Origin of the sequence: Cupriavidus alkaliphilus, from assembly GCF_014191175.1 — a bacterium.
GTDB lineage: Bacteria > Pseudomonadota > Gammaproteobacteria > Burkholderiales > Burkholderiaceae > Cupriavidus > Cupriavidus alkaliphilus.
This window is the reverse complement of sequence record NZ_JACHWE010000002.1, coordinates 592,529-610,796: the sequence shown is the minus strand read 5'-3', so window position 1 is coordinate 610,796 and position 18,268 is coordinate 592,529. Positions and strand designations below refer to the sequence as shown.

Genomic DNA, 18,268 nt, shown 5'->3' with positions numbered 1-18,268 from the left:
GCAAGCCATGAACGCAACCCTGCGGCGCGCCTGCCGCCTGCTCTGGCTGGTGCTGGCCGCATGCCTGCTGGCCGCCTGTGCCAAGGACATCCCGGTGTTCACGCCACCGGCCCAGCGCCCCGCCGCGGCTGCCGAGCAGCCGTGGCCGCGCAACCATGTGGTGGTACTGGCCTATCACGATGTCGAAGACAAGGACCCTGACCAGGCCTACCTGAGCGTGCGCACCGACCACCTGGTCGGCCAGCTGGCGTGGCTGCGCGAGAACGGCTACCGCGCGGTCTCGGTCGACCAGGTGCTGGCGGCGCGCCGCGGCGGCCCGCCATTGCCCGAGCGCGCGGTGCTGCTGACCTTCGACGACGGCTACCGCAGCTTCTACACCCGCGTGCTGCCGATCCTGAAGGCCTACCGCTGGCCGGCCGTGCTGGCGCCGGTGGGCGGCTGGCTCGATACCCCGCCGGGACAGCCGGTGGATTTCGGCGGCACGCCGACGGCGCGCGAGCGCCTGCTCAACTGGCAGCAGGTGCGCGAGATCGCCGCGTCGGGCCTGGTGGAAATCGGCGCGCATACCGATGCCTTGCACTACGGGGTGCGCGCCAACCCGCAGGGCAACACCGAGCCGGCCGCGGCGGTGCGCGCCTTCGATGCCGGCACCGGCCGCTATGAAAGCGATTCCGCGCAGCAAGAGAGGTTGCGTGCCGACGTGGCCCGCATCACCGCCAAGGTGCGCGCCGTCACCGGCAAGCCGGTGCGCGTGTGGATCTGGCCGTACGGCGCCGAGGGCGGCGCGGCGCTGCGCATCGTCGCCGAGAACGGCTACCAGATGGCGCTGACGCTGGAAGACGGCCTGGCCACGGTGGACCGCCTGATGTCGGGCGCGCGCCTGCTGCTCAGCGACGATCCCGGCCTGCGCGACTTCGCCCGCTCGGTGGTGGCGACGGAAGAGCCCAACGGCATGCGCGTGGCGCACGTGGACCTGGACTATGTCTATGACCCCGATCCCGCCCAGGTCGAACGCAACCTGGGCCTGCTGGTGCAGCGCATCGCCGACCTGAAAATCGACACCGTGTTCCTGCAGGCGTTCTCCGACGATGACGGCGACGGACTGGTCAAGTCGGTGTACTTCCCCAACCGCTGGCTGCCGGTGCGCGCCGACCTGTTCAACCGGGTCGCGTGGCAGCTCGACAACCGCGCCAACGTGAAGGTGTACGCGTGGATGCCGGTGCTGAGCTTCGACCTCGAGCCGTCGCTGGCGCGCGTGGCGCGCTGGGATCCGGCCACCGGCACGGCGGCGGTCGACCCGAAGCAGTACCGGCGCCTGTCGCCGTTCGATCCGGTAGCCCGGGCCCGCATCGGCGACCTGTATGAAGACCTGGCGCGCCACGCCTTCTTCGACGGCATCCTGTTCCACGACGACGCCTTGCTGGGCGATTTCGAGGATGCCAGCGCGCCGGCACTGGCCGCGTATCGCGCCGCGGGCCTGCCCGGTTCGATCGCCGACCTGCGCGCCAGCCCCGAACAGATGCAGCGCTGGACCCGCATGAAGAGCAGGGCGCTGGTGGACTTTACCCACGCGCTGACCGCGCGCGTGCGCGAGGTGCGCGGGCCCGCCATCAAGACCGCGCGCAACATCTTCGCGCTGCCGGTGCTGCAGCCGCAGAGCGAGGCGTGGTTCGCGCAGAACCTGGACGACTTCCTCGCCGCCTACGACTGGACCGCGCCGATGGCGATGCCGTACATGGAGCAGGTGCCGGCCGGGCAGGAGCACGCGTGGCTCGACCGCATGGTCGATACCATCGCCCAGCGCCCCGGCGCGCTCCGGCGCACCGTGTTCGAGCTGCAGGCGCGCGACTGGCGCGCCCCCGCGGCCCGTCCGGTCGACAGCGCGGTGCTGGCCGGCTGGATGCAGCGGCTGCAGCGCCGCGGCGCGCGCAATTTCGGCTACTACCCGGACGACTTCCACAACAACCAGCCCCGGCTCGAGGTAATCCGGCCGGCGCTGTCCAACGCCTGGTACCCCGCACCATGATCGAACGACTGTTTGCCCTGGTCATCCTGTGCCTTGCGCTGGCGCTGCCGTTCGCGCTGGCCGCCCTTGCCACCGGTGACCTGCTGCTGGCCTTTGTGTTCTTCTATCCGCTGTTTATGTCCGGCCTGTGGATCGCCGGCGGTTTGTACTTCTGGTGGCACTGGGAGCGCAAATGGCGCTGGGGCGCCGAACGCGAGGCGCCCGAGGTGCCCGGCCAGCCATTCATCTCGATCCTGGTGCCGTGCTACAACGAGGAAAAGAACGGCGAGGACACCCTGCTGGCAGCGCTGGCGCAGCGCTATCCGCACTTCGAGGTGATCGCCATCAACGACGGCTCGCGCGACGGCACCGGCGCCTTGCTCGACGCGCTGGCGGCGCAGCACCCGCGCCTGCGCGTGGTGCACCTGGCGCATAACCAGGGCAAGGCCATGGCGCTGCGCATGGGCGCGCTGGCCGCGCGCGGCGAATACCTGGTGTGCATCGACGGCGATGCCGCGCTGGACCCCGACGCCGCCGCCTACCTGGTCGCGCCGATGGTGGCCAACCCGCGCGTGGGCGCGGTCACCGGCAACCCGCGCATCCGTACCCGCTCGACGCTGGTGGGGCGGATCCAGGTCGGCGAGTTCTCGTCGATCATCGGCCTGATCAAGCGCACCCAGCGCGTCTACGGCCAGGTCTTCACCGTCTCGGGCGTGGTCGCCGCGTTCCGGCGCCGCGCGCTGGACCGCGTGGGCTACTGGAGCCTGGACATGATCACCGAGGACATCGACATCAGCTGGAAGCTGCAGCGCGACCACTGGTCGATCTTCTACGAACCGCGCGCGCTGTGCTGGATCCTGATGCCCGAGACCGTGCGCGGCCTGCTCAAGCAGCGGCTGCGCTGGGCCCAGGGCGGGGCCGAGGTGTTCATGAAGAACGTGCGCTCGATCTGGATCTGGCGCCATCGCCGGCTGTGGCCGCTGATGGCGGAGTACTGCCTGTCGGCGGGCTGGGCCTTTGCCTTCGCCATGTCGATCCTGCTGTGGGCGCTGGGGCATTTCATCGAGCTGCCGGCCAATATCCGCATCCAGAAGCTGATGCCGCCGGGCTTTACCGGCATGGTGCTGGCCGCCGTGTGCCTGCTGCAGTTCGGGCTGAGCGTGCTGATCGACCGCCGCTACGAGCCGCGCCTGGCGCGCACGCTGTACTGGATCATCTGGTATCCGCTGGCGTACTGGATGGTCGGGATGCTGACCACGCTGCTGGCCTTCCCCAAGGTCATGCTCAAGACCCGGCGCCAGCGCGCGCGCTGGACCAGCCCCGACCGGGGCATCCACACCATGAGGTCGTCATGAAACCCGAAAGCATGATCATCCGCACCCGCGGCTCGCGCCTGCGCTGGCTGTTCGACGCGCTGCTCACGGCGCTGGCCTGGGCCGGCTTCTTCTACCTCGGCGCGAGCGGCATCCGCGCCATCCTGCACGAAGCCTCCGCCGGCCCCGGCGTGCCGTTCTGGGCCGCGCTGCTGCCTACCATGGGCACGCTCACGGTCTACGTGCTGGTGGGGTTGTTCAACGGCATCGTGCTGCTGTCATGGGCGCTCTACAACCAGTACCGCTTTGCCGGCCTGGACCGCCGCAAGCCGCTGCCCGCGCTGCGTACCGACGAACTGGCGCGCAGCTTCGGCCTGCCCGGGCAGCGCGTGCGGGCGCTGCAGCTGGCCAAGGTGGCGGTGGTGGACCATACGCATGAGGGGGAGGTGGCGGACGTGAGGGCGGTGGCGGCGTGAGGGAATCGGAGCGGTTGGCTGCCGGGCGGTTGCGGCCGCCCGGCCCCAAGGCATCGTAGTCCTGTGCTGCTTCCTGGCTGACGCCACCCGGCGCTCCCTGGAGAATGAAGTCAGCCTGACCGAGACAAGTCTGCAAACAGCGACTCCGCGGACTGTATGCCAGACAGAATTGCCGAGGGCACGCCATAGCCCGGGAACGTCGTTTGTCCGCCCAGGTATAGCCCGCTGACCGGTGTCCGATGCGGGAGGAATCGGTGGGGTGGAGCACCCGGGGCAATTCCATACAGCGCACCTTCATACAATTGTCGTTGCCGGGCAAAGTCCTGCGGATCGAGCACGCGGGTCGTTTCGATGGCGATGCCGGGGACTCGCTTCTGCAACGCGTCCAGGTATCTCTCCAGTGCCGAATCGCTCCATGCCTGATTCCATTCAGATACTGAGCGAATATCGCCAGCGGGCGCGTAAAACTCAATGATATGCCTGCCCCCAGGCGCCAGTTCGGGGAGAACTTGAGTAGGCTGTGTGTACGAGATCCATTGCGGGACATCGGATGTCAGGACGTGCATCGCGCCTTGTTTTTCCATCGCCGGTACATGGTTGACGATGAACGCGTCTGCTGCCGCAGCACCGGAATATCCGATCTGGATGGAGATCGCTCTGTGTGACAACGGCGCCTTGTCCGCCTTGACGGCCAAGCTTCGCGGGATGTCGGTGGCACGCAGCAGATCCTTCACCACACCCAATCCCGAACACGTGGCGACGACGTGCGAGGTCGGGATGCGTTCCCCGTCGGTCAGCACAACGCCATCCACCCGGCCGTCCGTGACGGCGATTTCCCTGACCCCGGTACCAAAGCGCACTGCGACGGATTGACTCCGCAGGTGCCGCAGCAGCGCAGCACTGATGGCTCCCATGCCGCCGCGCGGCAGGTGGAATCCTTCCTCCAGCAAGGCCAGCAAGCCAATGATCTGTGTCGCGGGGAGCCGGTCGGGTGCAAGGCCTGTGTAGAGCAACGTGGACGCGACGGCAGCTTGCAGGTCCCCATCCGGAAAATACGACGCGATCAAGCCATTTACATGCCCGCCCATTCGCGGCAGATGTCTCCAGAGTTTGCCGACGGTACGTAACAGCGAGGGTTCTGCTGGAAGCACGTCGCGGACCAAGGTTCCGTAGATCGGGCGCCAGTCGTCCCGTAGCCGGGCCAGCCCGTCTCGCAGCGCCTGCGTCCGACGGTGGTGGCTGGCCCCTTCCATATACGAGTGCTCCGCTGTTGAAAGGTGCACGGCGGTGCCATTGGCCAGATAAGTAGCGTGGGGCTTTGCTATGCGGACGAGTTCGACTTCGTCATCGAAGCTGAGGCCCAGGCGTCCGAAGGCAGCATGAAGCAATGAAGGCACGGCCACGTATACCGCGCCATTGTTGAAGGTATATCCGTCGGACACCTCGGTCGAGCAGCATCCGCCCGCGCTCTTCTGCGCCTCCACGACCATCACCGGGATGCCGCGACGGGATAGCGAAAGCGCAGCGGCCAATCCTGACAGCCCCGCTCCGATGACTACCGTGGGAAATTCTTTCCTTGCGCGCATCAACGACTTCCCCTGCAATATTGTACACTGTACAATATTAGACATTGTCCAATTCAGCCGCAACTGCAATGAGCGAAGACGACCGGATTGCCCGCAAAAGAAAGCAGACGCGCGACCGCATCGCTGCTGCCGCGCACACGTTATTTGAACGCGACGGATATGAAGGGGTCACGATGGAACAGATCGCAGCAGAGGCGGATGTTGCAAGAGGAACGCTCTACAACCACTTCCCCGTCAAAGAGGCAGTACTGGTGCACTGGATGCACAACGAGCTCGAGCAGGATCTGCAAGCGGTGGTGGAGGACTACGTTCTGAGTCGGGAATCCTTCGTCGCACGCGTGGCAACGCTGTGGCATGGCTCGGCCAGCTGGTGGGAACACCATCGCCAGTATGCGGCGCCGTATATCCGCTTCCGCTTCCAGCAAGTGCGTGATGGAATGGAGCAGCAGGCCAGTTCGGACATGCTTCCCTTGTACGTGCTACTGATCGAGCAGGCACAGCAGGCTGGAGAGATCCGGTCCGATACGGCGGCCGGGCGCCTGGCGCACTATCTGCATTTCCTGTACCTGGGTGCCGTCATGACCTGGCTGAGCGGCGCCGACGTGCGCCTGGAAGACGAGCTTTGCACAGCCCTGGACTTCTTCATGCAGGGAGCGGCCCATACTGATGGCATTGCGCGTAGCCATCTTAGGAAACCGAATGACCAAGTTTGATGCGATCCTGATCAGGAGCGAGCGTCCGGACGACGCACACGCCATTACCCAGGTGACACAGGCGGCCTTCGCCGTCGCTCCCCACTCCAGTGGCACGGAACAACTGATCATCGCGGCCCTGAGGGCGGCGGGACAGTTGCAGATCTCGCTTGTCGCGGAACTGTCCGGCAAGGTTGTCGGCCATGTCGCCATTTCCCGCGTCGACATCTCGGACGGCAATGCGCAATGGTACGGACTTGGTCCGGTATCTGTCATGCCTGCGCATCAAGGCATGGGGGTGGGCTCGCAACTCATCCGTGCGGCCCTGGATCGCCTGAGACAGTCCGGCGCGCAAGGTTGCGTAGTCCTCGGGGAACCGGCCTACTATTCCCGCTTTGGATTCTCAACACAGTCGTCGCTCGTGCTACCCGGAGTTCCGGCGGAATACTTTCAAGCCATTGCGTTCGGCCCGCACGTGCCCTCGGGTGTGGTCAAGTATCACGAGTCGTTTGACGTGAAGGGCTAGCTCCGGAAGCAGGGATGAGGACACGATCACACCGTCTTGATGGTGCCTGAGTCAGAACCCATGTCATGTTCGGGAAGCCCAAATGACGTTTGCGGGGCAGTCAGGGTTGCGCCATTCGCGCGACCGTCCGATGTCCAGACAGGCCGCCGGCACCGACAAACAGCAGCGCGACACCCAGATTCCACAACAAGACCATCGCGCTGGCCTCCAGCGGATGAACGAGTAGCAGGCTCGCAGCCGCGAAGGCGGCAACGGCAAGGCCCGCGCACATCGCCACCGGCGCAGGCGAGAGGCGTGCGACATGGCGCAACATCGCCGCCAGGGCAATGGCCAGCGGCGTGCTGATCATCACCAGCGTTGCGAAGCAGCGCGCGGTCTCGCCGGGCGATACGCCTGCCGGCCCGATCTCCACCCAGTTGGTGAGACAGCCGTAACCGATGGTCCCCATCCAGACGGCCAGCGATGGTAGCGGCAACCACAGCCAGCGGCGCGAGCGACCCGGCACGCTGGCGATGAATGCGGCCGCCGCGGCCAGGATGCCGGTGACGATGGCGGCTGCAATGCTGAGCGCGAACACCGGCTGCCGGAACTTCAGCGCAAGGTCTGGCCGCACGCCATTCACGAGCATGACCAGCGCCAGCAACAGCGCAGCCAGGAACGCCCAGCACACCACCCGCACCCAGGGCCGGTGCAAGCGGCGAACCGGATTGGCGTCGGCCACCAGCGACTCGATCAGGTCATCGGTGTCTCTCACGGCTTGCTACCTTCGGATTCGAACAGTTTGCGCAGCGTCTTCAGGGCGCGATGGGTGGCCACCTTCAGCGCGCCGACCGACATGCCGCTGGCGGCGGCGGCCTCTTTCAATGACATTTCCTCTAGTTTCAGCATGCGCAGCGCCTCGCGCTGTCCGGCAGGCAGACAGTCGACCGCGTCGTGCAGCGCACGCGCGTCCAATGCCATTTCCTGAAGGTTCGCGCCGAGGTCGGAAACGGTTTCCGCTTCCGTGCCGAGCGGCGTTTCGCGCGCACTGGTACGTGCCCGCCGGCGCAGGCTGTCGATAATGCGCCGGCGGGCAATGGCCACCAGCCATGGACCGAACGGGCGTGCCGGGTCGTAGGTGTGGCGCACGGCGTGAATCGTGAGCAGCACATCCTGCACGATGTCCTCGATATCTCCATGATTGCGGACCTGCCGCATGGCCAGCGCGCGGATGTACGGGGTGATGCCTTCGAGCAGGCAGCGATACGCCGCGCGGTCGCCTGCCTGTGCGCGGGCCATCATGGCCGACCAGTCCGGCGTGCCGTCCGGGCGGCACGCCGGCCCGGACAACGGGCCAGGAACCGCCGCATCGTCCGTGGCGTGCGCCAGGCCCGGCTTGCCGCCGGCATGGTGGCCCTGGCGATGCGAGCGGTCGGCTTGGGAAGACATGCCTGAATTCTGCTTCATGGCGGCCCGCTTGTCGCCCGGTTAATTTTTCCGGCGAGGCGTAACCTTTCGTCGCGCGGGGCCGAATCTCCTGACACGGCTCCGGATCCGGGCCGCAACCGTCAGGAGAATGCGAGATGAACAAGCATGCATTGGCCGCATCCACCTTGTCGTCTGCCCTGGGGCTGGCGCTTGCCATGGTCACCGCGCCCGCGCAAGCGCAAGCCACGAAGGACGCGGGCGCGACGCCCCAGGTCGTGAAGGACAACATGGCGAGGATGGAAAAGAACAAGCTGGAGAAGTGCTATGGCATCAATGCCGTGGCCAGGAACGACTGCGCGGAAGGTGCGCATTCCTGCGCGGGGCAAGCCACGCAGGCACGCGATGCCAAATCCTTCGTGTTGCTGCCCGCCGGCGATTGCAGCAAGATCCAGGGCGGCAAGCTGAAGGCCTCCTGAGGCCCGGCGCCATGGCTGCTGCGGCCACCGCCCAGCCACGCGGGCTGGGCCCGATCCCGCCGCGCGTCGGGATCGGATTGCGCTTCCGGCACCATCAGGCGGTGGTGGAGGAACGCCCGGCAGTGGCCTGGTTCGAGGTGCATACGGAGAACTACATGGGCGGTGGCCGCATGCCGGGCTGCCTCGACGCCATTCGCCGGGACTACGCGCTGTCGCTGCACGGCGTTGGCCTGTCGCTGGGCAGTGCAGACGGGCTCGACCCGGTGCATCTGGCGCGGGTGCGCAAGGTGGTTGAACGGTTCGAGCCCGGGCTGGTGTCGGAGCATCTGTCCTGGAGCGCTACCGGCGGCACATATCTTGCCGACCTGTTGCCATTGCCGATGACCGAGGAGGCGCTTGCCGTGGTATGCCGGCATGTCGACCAGGTCCAGGATGCACTGCGACGCCGCATCCTGATCGAGAATCCGTCGACCTATCTGCAGTATCGCCACTCGACCATTCCCGAGTGGGAATTTCTCGCCGAAGTGGGGCGGCGCACCGGCTGCGGCATCCTTTGCGACGTCAACAATATCTATGTCAGCTCCTGCAATCATGGATGGGACGCCCTGACATACCTGCATGCGCTGGTTCCGGCCGCCATCGGCGAAATCCATCTGGCGGGCCACAGCGTGCGGGAACTCGGCAACGGGCAGGTCCTGCGCATCGACGATCACGGCTCGCGCGTGGCACCGGCGGTGTGGGCGCTCTACGCGGCGGCGCTTGGGCGCTTCGGCCCGGTGCCGACGCTGATCGAATGGGATACGGACGTGCCGCCGCTCGATGTGCTGATGGGCGAAGCGCATATCGCTCAGGCGGCACTAGAGAAAACGCAGCATGCCATCCGACCAACCCTCACTGCTTGAGCTGCAGCGCGCGTTCGCCCAGGAACTGGGTAATGCTGCCACCGGCGGAGCCTTGGCGCACGTGGTCGCGGACGGGCTGGCGCCGCAGGCGCGCCTGGGCATCTACCGGAACACCGCCACCAACACGCTGGTAGGCGCGCTGCGCCTGACTTATCCAGCCATCCAGGCGCTGGTAGGCACCGAGTTCTTTGAGGGCGCGGCCCGGCTGTTCATCGGCCAGTCTGCCCCGCACAGCGCATGGCTGGATGCGTACGGCGAGGCGTTCGCGGCATGCCTGGCGCGCCTGCCGGAGGCGGCCGCAATCGACTACCTGCCTGACGTCGCCCGGCTGGAATGGGCCGTGAGTACGGTCTTGCACGCGCCGGACGCCACGCCGCTCGATCTGCGCCGCCTGGCTGAATCCGACCTTTCCGCAGCCGGCGCCATGCACTTCCTGCCGCATCCCGCGGTGCGGCTGGTACATGCCGCGTTTCCCGTCGATGCCATCTGGCGCGCGGTGCTGAACCGCGACGACAACGCGCTGGCGCGCATCGACCCGGCTGCGGGCGCGGTCCGGCTGCTGGTGCGCCGCACGCCGGACGGCATCGACGTCGCCCGGCTCGGCGCGTGGCAATGGCAATTCACGGCGGCCTTGCTGGCCGGGCAGCCACTGCACGCCGCGCTCGACCCCGTGCCTGCGGCGGACGCGCACGCGTGGCTGGCGTGGCTGTTGTCGGCCGGCTGCTTTATCGGCTTCGGCCCGGCCCGGGCCGCTGATGTGCCCATCCCGGAGCATTCGCCATGACACACGCCGCGTCCTCCCCCCGCGCCTCCGTCACCCTTGCCGCGCGCGTGCAGCGCTTGGTGGATCGGCTCGATCGCATACCGTACACAGTCCTGGCGATTCCCTTGCGGCTCGCGGTTGCCACCGTGTTCTGGAATTCGGCCATGGCCAAGCTGGCCAACTGGGCAACGGCGGTGGAGCTGTTCCGGGAGGAATATCGGCTGCCGCTGCTGTCGCCGGAGCTGGGCGCCTCCCTGGCGGTATCCGTTGAACTGACCGCACCCGTGCTGCTGATACTCGGCCTGGCAACCCGCCCGGTGGCGCTGATACTGCTTGGCATGATCGCGTCGATCCAGTTGCTGGTCTATCCGCAGGCATGGCCCACGCATATCCAGTGGGCGGCGATGCTGCTGGTGCTGCTGGCCCGGGGCGCCGGGGCGCTGTCGCTCGACTGGCTGATCCGCCGGCATTTCAACGCAGCGGCGCGCTGACGCGGTGGACGGCACGGCGGGCATGCCGTCATCGAACCACCCTCAGCGGTACGACAGCACCAGCCCCTGGATCAGCTGCGTCCACCCCTCCAGCATCACGAACAGCAGCAGCTTGAACGGCACCGAGATCGTGGTCGGCGCCACCATCGACATGCCCAGCGCCAGCAGGATGGCGGCAACGATCAGGTCTACCACCACGAATACCAGGTAGACCACGAAGCCGATCTGGAACGCCCGCGTCAGCTCCGACAGCGTGAAGCTGGGGATCAGCACCATCATGTCGTCGGACTTGAGGTCGTCGGCGCGGCCCTCGGGCCAGATGCGCTTGGCGGACTGGACGAAGAAGGTGCGGTTGCGCTCCTCGGTGTGCTTGACCAGGAATTCCTTGAGCGGGCCGCTGACGGCGTCGTAGACGGTGACCACGTCGTTGACGTTGAAGGCGGCGTTGGCGTCGGCGCGACGCTTGATGGCGTCGAAGGCGTCGGAGCCGATCGGCGCCATGATGTAGGCGGTCAGGATGATGGCTATCCCGTTCAGGACCATGTTCGGCGGAACCTGCTGCAGCCCCAGCGCGGCGCGCAGCAGGCCGAACACGATCACCAGCTTGGTATAGCTGGTCACCATCAGCGCGACGAAAGGCGCAATGCCGAACGTCAGGATGATGGTCAGGATCAGGACCGGATTGTAGAGTCCGCTGTTCATCGCATGCACCGGGGCGGAACGGGAGAGGGCGGCCTGCCGCGATTCATGCGTCGCCGCCGGCGAAGGTGGTGATGCGCACGCCCAGCCGGTTGCCGACCGCGATCAGGGTGCCGGTGCCGATGCGGTTGCCGTTGGCGACGATGCGCACCTCGCTCTGCTTGAGCGGCTGCGGCAGCTCGAACACATAGCCCGGGGCCACCGCGCGCAGCTCGGCCAGCGGCACCGCGACGTCGCCGACTTCAAAGCGCAGCGTCACCTCCAGCTGGTCCAGCCGCGACAGCGGCGGCTGCGCCGCGTCCGGATGGGGAATGGGCTGGGCCTGCCGTGCGGGGTCATGCTCTTCCATATGCGCTCCGTTTGAAACATCCGTACTGCCGGCGCCGGCCTGCACCACCAGGCGCCGGCCCTCGGCCAGCGCGGTCCAGTCCGGGCCGTGGCGCCCGGTGGTACAGCGCACCACCAGCGCGCTGCCTTGCGAATGCCAGTCGTCGATGCCGACGATGTCGCCGGGCTCGATGCCGTGCATCTCGCCCAGCGCCAGCCGCGTGGTGCCGATGCGCACCGCGACCGGCACCGGCAGACGCTCCATCCACGCCGGCGCCTGCGCGGGCACCCCCGCGGGCAGCGCCGCGAGCCGTTCGGGCTGGTCCAGCTGCAGCGTGCCGCGCAGCCGCGCCGGCGGTGCGTCGCGCCGCAACTCGAAGCCAAAGGCATGGGCCGCGGCCAATGGCTGCGCACGGGCCCCTTCGGGCTGCCAGTTGAAGGCGTCGGGCACGACATGGCCCAGTGCCGCCACTGCTTCGGCCAGCGCGTCCGCCATCAGCGCGTGGCGCAGCAATGCGGGCAGCGCTTCGGCCGCGCCAGGGACCCCCAGCAGCAGGCGTTCGCTGGGCACATCCCAGCGCAGCACGCCCTGGCCGCTGCCGAGGGTGAAGGCATAGCCGGCTCCGGGCCGCGCCACGATCTCCGGGTCGGCGGGGACAAAACGCAGTTGCCAGTCGTGGCCTCCCGCCCGCACCGGCACGGCGGCCGCGCGGCAGGCCAGCCAGCCGGACAGCCGCGCGGTATCGGGCTCCATATGCGGCAGCGCCGGCGTGGCATCGAGGCCCGCCGTGGCCAGCCGTGCCGCCGCGGCGGCGCCGTGCACCAGCACGCGCATGGCGCTGCCGCGCGGCGCCGCGGCGGGCGCCTGCGCGGACGGGTCGCGGCCAGGACGAGGCAGGACGGAAGACATGTTGGGCGGCTCGGTTGCTCGAGACGCAACGATAAGCAGCGGGGTGCAGCCACGTCCACTACGAGGCCTTGTAGGCCCGCGCCCAAAACCGCCGGGCGCCGGCCGCGCGCGCCGGATGTGCGGCGCGCGCTACGAATCCTCGGTACTGGTGGCTGTGCGGAGGCGGCCATACACTGCGCCCACTGATCCCACCGGCAAGGACGATGGCGAAACTCCCGGCAAACCTCCCAGCGTTCCCGCGCGGCCTTGGCCCGGGCGCGCCGGGGCTGCAGCAGATGGCGGCGGCGGCGTCGCGCCAGTCAGACCTGGCGCTGACGCTGCTGCTGTTTGCCGTGATCGCGCTGTTCGTGCTGCCGCTGCCGACCTTCCTGCTGGACCTGCTGCTGACGATCAACCTGGGCATGAGCCTGACCCTGCTGATCGTCGCTACCTATATCCCGTCGGCGCTGTCGCTGTCGACGTTCCCGTCGCTGCTGCTGTTCACCACGCTGTTCCGGCTGTCGCTGAACATCGCCTCGACCAAGCTGATCCTGCTGCATGCCGACGCGGGCCACATCATCGATACCTTCGGCAAGCTGATCGTCGGCAATAACGTGGTGGTGGGCGGCGTGGTGTTCCTGATCATCGCCATCGTGCAGTTCATAGTCATCGCCAAGGGCTCGGAGCGCGTCGCCGAGGTGGGCGCGCGCTTTGCGCTGGACGCGATGCCGGGCAAGCAGATGAGCATCGACGCCGACGTGCGCGCCGGCACCATCACCGCCGGCCAGGCGCAGGAGCGCCGCCGTGCGCTGGAGCAGGAATGCCAGCTGCACGGCGCCATGGACGGCGCGATGAAGTTCGTCAAGGGCGACGCCATCGCCGGCGTGGTGATCGCGCTGGTCAATATCCTGGCGGGCATCACCATCGGCACGCTGATGAAAGACATGAGCATCGGCGAGGCCCTGCAGCGCTATGCCATCCTTACCATCGGCGACGGCATGGTGTCGCAGATCCCGTCGCTGCTGGTCTCGATCGCGGCCGGGGTGGTGATCACCCGGGTCTCGTCCGATGAAGAGCGCAGCCGCTCGCCCAACCTGGGTGAGGTCATCGGCAAGCAGATCCTGGCCCAGCCCAAGGCGCTGGTGGTATCGGGGCTTGCCATCGCGGTGTTCGCGGTGGTGCCGGGCTTTCCCAAGTGGACCTTCGGGCTGATGGCGCTGGTGGTGGCCGGCGGCGGCTACCTGCTGCTGCGCCGCGCGCAGCGCAGCACCGGCACCGTCACCTGGATCGAGATGGCCGATGCGGACGAGGGCGCGGCGGCGGCCGGGACCCAGGCCGCGGTGGCGCCGGCGCTGGCGCTGGAGCTGGACGAAGCGCTGCGCGGGCGCATCGACCTGCGGCTGTTCGAGCAACGCATGACCACCGCCAAGGGAGAGGTCGAGGCCGAGCTGGGCATGGTGTTCCCGCGCCTGCGCATCCAGCACCGCGCGCTGGCCGAGCGCGATGCGTATGCCATCCGCGTGCAGGACGTGGTGGCTTCCGGCGGCGTGCTGCGCCCCGGCAAGCGGCTGCTGGAGCCCGGTGCCCGGGCGCGCGTGGACCAGGGCGTGGCCGAGACCGGCGCGCCGTTCGGCCCGTTCCAGGAAGTGGTGTGGGTGCCGGCCGAGCCTGGCGCCGCCGACGGCGTGCGCACGCTGTCGTGCGAGGAGGTGCTGGCGGTGCACGTGGGCGCGGTGATCAAGCAGCATGCGGCGCCGCTGCTGGGCATCCAGGACGTGCAGTCGATGATCCACGTGATCCAGGCCGAGGCGCCGGACCTGGTGATGGAGCTGGCGCGCGTGGTGCCGCTGCAGCGCATTACCGACGTGCTGCGACGGCTGCTGCAGGAGGGCGTGCCGATCCGCAACCTGCGCACCATTTTCGAAAGCCTGGTCACCTGGGCACCCAAGGAAACCGATGCGATCGCGCTGACCGAGCTGGTGCGCGTGGACCTGGGTCGCCTGATCACCAGCCGCCATGTCGGCGCCAACCGCTCGCTGGACGCGGTGCTGTTCGAGCCCGCGCTGGAAGCCCGCGTGCAGGGCGCGATCGAGAAGGCAGCGCGCGGCAACCTGCTGCTGCTCAGCCATGACGTCACGCGCGATATCCGCGAGCAGCTGCGCGTGCTGCTGGAGAAGGCCGCGGAGAAGGCAGGCGCGGCGGGCGCGGGTGGTGGAGCGGGCGCCGCGCGCGTGGTGGTGGTGGTCAGCGTCGACGTGCGCCGCTATATCAAGCGGCTGATCGAGCCGGTCGCGCCGCGCATCCCGGTGCTGTCGTACCAGGAGGTCGATGAAGACGTGACGCTGGTGCCGGTGGGCTGGATCCAGAACCCGGCCGGAGAGTGAGATGGGCGCCGACACCATCCTCGACATCACGCGCCAGGCGCTGCTGGTGGTGCTGTGGGTCACGCTGCCGGTGGTGCTGATCGGCACGCTGGTGGCGCTGGTGGTGGCGGTGCTGCAGGCAGTGACGCAGATCCAGGACCAGAGCATCGGCACCTCGGCGCGGCTGATCGCGGTGCTGGTGTCGCTGGTTCTGCTGGGGGGCTGGCTGGGCGGCGAGGTGATGCGCTTCGCGCAACGCGCGCTGCAGACCATGCTGACCTTCCTGTAAGGAGAAATCGATGCGCAGGCAATCACGCAGGACCAACGGACAAGCAAACTGACATGATGCTGGGGCACCACGGGGAACACGGATCGACTGGCCGCGCCACGCGCCCGCCGGCATGGCGCCCATGCCCGCCACGGCGGCCATGGCGCACCGCGGCGGCGCTGCTGTGCCTGGCGGGCGCGCTGCTGTGCGGCACCCAGGCTGCGCGCGCGGCGGACCTGCGCTGGCCCAACAAGCCGTTCCAGGCCTCGGCCAGCGACAAGCGGCTGGCCGACTTCCTGCGCGAGCTGACGGCCTCGCAGGGCACCACCGCGGTGATCGATCCCAAGGTGGAAGGGACCATCAGCGGCAAGTTCAATGAATCCGCGCAGCACGTGCTCAAGAGCGTGTGCTCGATGTTCGGCCTGACCTACTACTACGACGGTTCGCTGCTGTATATCGACGTCGCCAGCGAGGCGCGCAGCGAGGTGCTGCCGATCGCGCGCGGCTCGGGCGCGCGCCTGCGCGATTCGCTCGAGCGCATGCAGGTGCCCGATTCGCGCTATCCCATCACCATCAACGACGCGGAAGGCACGCTGATGGTGTCGGGCCCCAAGCGCTATGTCGAGACCGTGCGCGCCGCGGTGCGCGCGGTGGACGACCGCTCCATCGCCGACGAACGCGCCGAGATCCAGCTGTTCCCGCTCAAGTACTCGTGGGCCTCGGATTTCCGCATCAACCGCGCCGGCAAGGAGATGACCGTCCCCGGCGTGGTCACGGTGCTGCGCAACCTGTACGGACGCAACCGCACCCTGGCCACCGGCACCGGCCCCAGCCTGGGCACCAGCCGCGGCGCCACGCGCCAGGCCCAGCTGCGCATGGGCGAGGGCGGCGGGGGCGGCATGGGCATCCCCAGCGCCGACCCGTCGCAGATGCTCGATGCCATGGGCGGCGGTGGCGTCGGCCTGGGTCTGGGCATGCAGAACAACTGGGGCAGCGGCCAGTTGCCGCAGTTCCAGGCCGATACCCGCCTCAATGCGGTGATCGTGCGCGACACCCCGGACAAGATGGCGCAGTACCGGCGCCTGATCGAATCGCTCGACGTCAAGCCGCGGCTGGTGGAGATCGAGGTCACCATCATGGACATCAGCCAGGCCGACCTGGACAGCCTGGGTGTGGACTGGCGCCTGCATACGCGCCATATCGACCTGCAACTCGGCGGCGGCAACGGCAACGCCGGCCTGAGCTTCGGCAATCTCGCCAACGAGGCCGGCACCACCGCCGCGACCATCGGCAGCGGCCTGCAGTTCACCGGCGCCATCGGCAGCGACGTGACCCGCTACCTGCTCACGCGCGTAAAGGCGCTGGCCGAGCGCGGGCAGGCCAACTTCGTCGCGCGGCCCAAGGTGCTGACGCTGGACAACACCGAGGCCGCGCTGGAGAACCTGCAGGAATTCTATGTGCGCGTCGACGGTTTCCAGGATGCGGGCCTGTTCAACGTCACCGCCGGCACAGCGGTGCGCGTGACCCCGCTGGTGGTCGACGAGCAGCAGAGCCGCGCGGTGATGCTGACCATCGACATCGCCGACGGCAACCTGTCGGGCGAGACCGTCGACCGCATTCCGGTGGTGCGGCGCCGCTCCATCACCACGCAGGCGATGGTGGAAGAGGGCAAGAGCCTGCTGATCGCCGGCTACACCACCGAAGAAAAGGTAAACGCCTCGTCCGGCGTGCCGCTGCTGCAGGATGTGCCGATCATCGGCAACCTGTTCAAGTACCAGGAGAAGCGCCAGAACAACATGGAGCGCTTCTACCTGCTGACGCCGCGCCTGGTGATCCCGGGGATGAGCTGATGGCCGACCTGCGCGATTCTCAAGCTTCGGGCTGGACCCTGCGCTTTCTCGGCGGCGACGTCTACGGCCGCCAGGTCACGCTGCGGCGCGGCGCCAATGTACTCGGCACCGCGGCGGACGTGGACATCAGCGTGCCCGGCGCCGAGGTGCAGCCGCGCCACCTGGTGCTGAACGTGGGCGAGCTGGCGGTGTCGGCCGAGCGCGTCGGCGAGGCCGCGGTCAACGTCAATGGCCGCGCCACCACGCAGCGCGCGTTCGCACTGGCGGGCGGCGACATCCTCACCATCGGCGCGCTCGACGTGGAACTGCTGCGCGCGCAGCCGGGCATGTCGGAGGCCACCGACACGCTCTTTGCCTGGGCCGAATCCGGGCGGCGCGCCGCGCGCGATGCCGACGCGCAGCAGCAGGGCGGGCGCCGGCCCGGGCGCGCGCTGCTGGCGGCACTGGGCGTGGCCGGCGTGGTGGGGCTGGTCGGCGCCGGCTGGCTCGCCGCCACCTATGCCAACGCCGGGCTGGCGCCGCGCACCCAGCAGGCGGACCCCGCGGCGGTGCGCAAGACCGTGGCCGCTTATCCGGAGCTGGAGGTGGTGTCGCTGCCCAACGGCACGGTCACGGTCAAGGGCTTCGTCAATTCGCGCGTGGACCGGCAGCGCATCGTGCAGGCGCTGGCGCCGTTCGGCCGCGGCGTGCAGCAGCAGGTGCGCTCGGCCGACGACCTGATCGAGCATATCCAGCGCTATCTCGACGAGCCCGGCGTGGGCATCGCCTACCAGGGCCAGGGCCGGGTGCTGCTGAGCGGCACCGCGGATCCGGTGCACGGGCGCGACAAGGTGCGGCGCGTGATCGAGGACCTGCACCCGGGGGTGCTGGTGTCCGACAAGATCGATTACCGCGAGAGCGCCGAGAGCCGGCGCCGGCAGGTGCGCGACGGCCACATGGAGAACTGGCAGGGCGTGTTTCCCGCGCGCGTGGTCAGCATTACCGAGGACGGCAACGGCACGCGCTCGGTGCAGCTGGCCAACGGCGCGCGCTATTTCGAAGGGGCGGTGCTGAAGAACGGCGCCGAGATCGAACGGATCGACGCGGACGGCGTGGTGCTGAAGGACAGCCCGGTGCCGCCGCAGGCACGGCGATGACGGCACAACCGCGCGCCGTGCCACAGGATTTGCGCCCGCGGGCGCAGATGCCGCTTGCCCCCGGAGGGCAGGTGTATGACGCCAACCTACCTGAAGGAG

The 18,268-nt window shown here is 68.3% G+C and carries 18 protein-coding genes; 13 read left to right on the top strand and 5 right to left on the bottom strand.

Going from position 1 to position 18,268, the window contains the following annotated elements:
- Positions 1 to 7 precede the first annotated feature (7 nt).
- Genes pgaB through pgaD form a run of 3 tightly spaced genes read left to right on the top strand, consistent with a single transcriptional unit; the run spans position 8 to position 3,794 of the window.
- On the top strand, positions 8 to 2,026 hold the full coding sequence (gene pgaB, locus FHX60_RS09215; protein WP_183283150.1) for a poly-beta-1,6-N-acetyl-D-glucosamine N-deacetylase PgaB: 2,019 nt from the start codon (positions 8 to 10) through the stop codon (positions 2,024 to 2,026).
- On the top strand, positions 2,023 to 3,360 hold the full coding sequence (gene pgaC, locus FHX60_RS09210) for a poly-beta-1,6-N-acetyl-D-glucosamine synthase (RefSeq protein WP_183283149.1): 1,338 nt from the start codon (positions 2,023 to 2,025) through the stop codon (positions 3,358 to 3,360). Before pgaB ends, pgaC begins: the two co-directional genes overlap by 4 nt.
- On the top strand, positions 3,357 to 3,794 hold the full coding sequence (pgaD, locus tag FHX60_RS09205) for a poly-beta-1,6-N-acetyl-D-glucosamine biosynthesis protein PgaD (protein ID WP_092315873.1): 438 nt from the start codon (positions 3,357 to 3,359) through the stop codon (positions 3,792 to 3,794). Before pgaC ends, pgaD begins: the two co-directional genes overlap by 4 nt.
- Before the next feature lie 110 nt (positions 3,795 to 3,904).
- Here pgaD and FHX60_RS09200 read toward each other — a convergent pair whose 3' ends face one another.
- Positions 3,905 to 5,380: a phytoene desaturase family protein gene (locus FHX60_RS09200; protein WP_183283148.1), complete on the bottom strand. Its 1,476-nt coding sequence runs from the start codon at positions 5,378 to 5,380 to the stop codon at positions 3,905 to 3,907.
- A 68-nt stretch (positions 5,381 to 5,448) separates the two neighbouring features.
- On the opposite strand from FHX60_RS09200, the gene FHX60_RS09195 reads away from it, so the two are divergent.
- Both FHX60_RS09195 and FHX60_RS09190 read left to right on the top strand, forming a co-directional pair.
- Complete coding sequence (locus tag FHX60_RS09195) at positions 5,449 to 6,093, top strand: TetR/AcrR family transcriptional regulator (protein ID WP_183283147.1); 645 nt, start codon at positions 5,449 to 5,451, stop codon at positions 6,091 to 6,093.
- Positions 6,080 to 6,598: a GNAT family N-acetyltransferase gene (locus tag FHX60_RS09190; RefSeq protein WP_183283146.1), complete on the top strand. Its 519-nt coding sequence runs from the start codon at positions 6,080 to 6,082 to the stop codon at positions 6,596 to 6,598. Before FHX60_RS09195 ends, FHX60_RS09190 begins: the two co-directional genes overlap by 14 nt.
- A 100-nt stretch (positions 6,599 to 6,698) precedes the next feature.
- Here FHX60_RS09190 and FHX60_RS09185 read toward each other — a convergent pair whose 3' ends face one another.
- Positions 6,699 to 7,352, bottom strand: coding sequence for an NrsF family protein (locus FHX60_RS09185; protein ID WP_183283145.1), 654 nt, complete (start codon positions 7,350 to 7,352; stop codon positions 6,699 to 6,701).
- Positions 7,349 to 8,026, bottom strand: coding sequence for a sigma-70 family RNA polymerase sigma factor (locus FHX60_RS09180; RefSeq protein ID WP_260163804.1), 678 nt, complete (start codon positions 8,024 to 8,026; stop codon positions 7,349 to 7,351). Before FHX60_RS09180 ends, FHX60_RS09185 begins: the two co-directional genes overlap by 4 nt.
- A gap of 134 nt (positions 8,027 to 8,160) precedes the next feature.
- Here FHX60_RS09180 and bufA1 point away from each other — a divergent pair, with 134 nt between their 5' ends.
- Genes bufA1 through FHX60_RS09160 form a run of 4 tightly spaced genes read left to right on the top strand, consistent with a single transcriptional unit; the run spans position 8,161 to position 10,637 of the window.
- A complete protein-coding gene (bufA1, locus tag FHX60_RS09175; protein ID WP_183283143.1) occupies positions 8,161 to 8,481 on the top strand; it encodes a BufA1 family periplasmic bufferin-type metallophore in 321 nt (106 codons plus the stop codon).
- A gap of 11 nt (positions 8,482 to 8,492) precedes the next feature.
- Entirely contained in the window at positions 8,493 to 9,383 is an 891-nt protein-coding gene (bufB, locus tag FHX60_RS09170) for an MNIO family bufferin maturase (protein WP_183283142.1), read from the top strand.
- A complete protein-coding gene (locus tag FHX60_RS09165; RefSeq protein ID WP_183283141.1) occupies positions 9,355 to 10,167 on the top strand; it encodes an HvfC/BufC N-terminal domain-containing protein in 813 nt (270 codons plus the stop codon). Before bufB ends, FHX60_RS09165 begins: the two co-directional genes overlap by 29 nt.
- Positions 10,164 to 10,637 (top strand): DoxX family protein, encoded by a 474-nt coding sequence (locus tag FHX60_RS09160; RefSeq protein WP_183283140.1) that lies wholly within the window; start codon positions 10,164 to 10,166, stop codon positions 10,635 to 10,637. The genes FHX60_RS09165 and FHX60_RS09160 overlap by 4 nt, the downstream gene beginning before the upstream one ends.
- A 42-nt stretch (positions 10,638 to 10,679) precedes the next feature.
- On the opposite strand, the gene sctR is transcribed toward FHX60_RS09160, so the two are convergent.
- Together sctR and sctQ are read right to left on the bottom strand one after the other, a co-directional pair.
- Complete coding sequence (gene sctR, locus FHX60_RS09155; RefSeq protein WP_012356083.1) at positions 10,680 to 11,339, bottom strand: type III secretion system export apparatus subunit SctR; 660 nt, start codon at positions 11,337 to 11,339, stop codon at positions 10,680 to 10,682.
- 43 nt (positions 11,340 to 11,382) lie between these two features.
- Positions 11,383 to 12,573, bottom strand: a complete 1,191-nt coding sequence (gene sctQ / locus FHX60_RS09150) for a type III secretion system cytoplasmic ring protein SctQ (RefSeq protein ID WP_183283139.1) — start codon at positions 12,571 to 12,573, stop codon at positions 11,383 to 11,385.
- Between the two features lie 203 nt (positions 12,574 to 12,776).
- On the opposite strand from sctQ, the gene sctV reads away from it, so the two are divergent.
- The 4 genes from sctV to FHX60_RS09130 are packed head-to-tail and all read left to right on the top strand — an operon-like array spanning position 12,777 to position 18,169.
- On the top strand, positions 12,777 to 14,936 hold the full coding sequence (sctV, locus tag FHX60_RS09145) for a type III secretion system export apparatus subunit SctV (protein ID WP_183283138.1): 2,160 nt from the start codon (positions 12,777 to 12,779) through the stop codon (positions 14,934 to 14,936).
- Position 14,937: 1 nt separating this feature from the next.
- A complete protein-coding gene (locus tag FHX60_RS09140; protein ID WP_018007333.1) occupies positions 14,938 to 15,204 on the top strand; it encodes an EscS/YscS/HrcS family type III secretion system export apparatus protein in 267 nt (88 codons plus the stop codon).
- Positions 15,205 to 15,257: 53 nt separating this feature from the next.
- Positions 15,258 to 17,033: a type III secretion system outer membrane ring subunit SctC gene (gene sctC, locus FHX60_RS09135; RefSeq protein WP_183283137.1), complete on the top strand. Its 1,776-nt coding sequence runs from the start codon at positions 15,258 to 15,260 to the stop codon at positions 17,031 to 17,033.
- Entirely contained in the window at positions 17,033 to 18,169 is a 1,137-nt protein-coding gene (locus FHX60_RS09130; protein ID WP_183283136.1) for a type III secretion system protein SctD, read from the top strand. Before sctC ends, FHX60_RS09130 begins: the two co-directional genes overlap by 1 nt.
- Positions 18,170 to 18,268: the final 99 nt, after the last annotated feature.

Coding starts and splice junctions, on each gene's coding strand:
- pgaB (WP_183283150.1), top strand. CDS start 8: ATGAACGCAACCCTGCGGCGCGCCTGCCGCCTGCTCTGGCTGGTGCTG.
- pgaC (WP_183283149.1), top strand. CDS start 2,023: ATGATCGAACGACTGTTTGCCCTGGTCATCCTGTGCCTTGCGCTGGCG.
- pgaD (WP_092315873.1), top strand. CDS start 3,357: ATGAAACCCGAAAGCATGATCATCCGCACCCGCGGCTCGCGCCTGCGC.
- FHX60_RS09200 (WP_183283148.1), bottom strand. CDS start 5,380: ATGCGCGCAAGGAAAGAATTTCCCACGGTAGTCATCGGAGCGGGGCTG.
- FHX60_RS09195 (WP_183283147.1), top strand. CDS start 5,449: ATGAGCGAAGACGACCGGATTGCCCGCAAAAGAAAGCAGACGCGCGAC.
- FHX60_RS09190 (WP_183283146.1), top strand. CDS start 6,080: ATGACCAAGTTTGATGCGATCCTGATCAGGAGCGAGCGTCCGGACGAC.
- FHX60_RS09180 (WP_260163804.1), bottom strand. CDS start 8,026: ATGTCTTCCCAAGCCGACCGCTCGCATCGCCAGGGCCACCATGCCGGC.
- bufA1 (WP_183283143.1), top strand. CDS start 8,161: ATGAACAAGCATGCATTGGCCGCATCCACCTTGTCGTCTGCCCTGGGG.
- bufB (WP_183283142.1), top strand. CDS start 8,493: ATGGCTGCTGCGGCCACCGCCCAGCCACGCGGGCTGGGCCCGATCCCG.
- FHX60_RS09165 (WP_183283141.1), top strand. CDS start 9,355: ATGCCATCCGACCAACCCTCACTGCTTGAGCTGCAGCGCGCGTTCGCC.
- FHX60_RS09160 (WP_183283140.1), top strand. CDS start 10,164: ATGACACACGCCGCGTCCTCCCCCCGCGCCTCCGTCACCCTTGCCGCG.
- sctR (WP_012356083.1), bottom strand. CDS start 11,339: ATGAACAGCGGACTCTACAATCCGGTCCTGATCCTGACCATCATCCTG.
- sctQ (WP_183283139.1), bottom strand. CDS start 12,573: ATGTCTTCCGTCCTGCCTCGTCCTGGCCGCGACCCGTCCGCGCAGGCG.
- sctV (WP_183283138.1), top strand. CDS start 12,777: ATGGCGAAACTCCCGGCAAACCTCCCAGCGTTCCCGCGCGGCCTTGGC.
- FHX60_RS09140 (WP_018007333.1), top strand. CDS start 14,938: ATGGGCGCCGACACCATCCTCGACATCACGCGCCAGGCGCTGCTGGTG.
- sctC (WP_183283137.1), top strand. CDS start 15,258: ATGATGCTGGGGCACCACGGGGAACACGGATCGACTGGCCGCGCCACG.
- FHX60_RS09130 (WP_183283136.1), top strand. CDS start 17,033: ATGGCCGACCTGCGCGATTCTCAAGCTTCGGGCTGGACCCTGCGCTTT.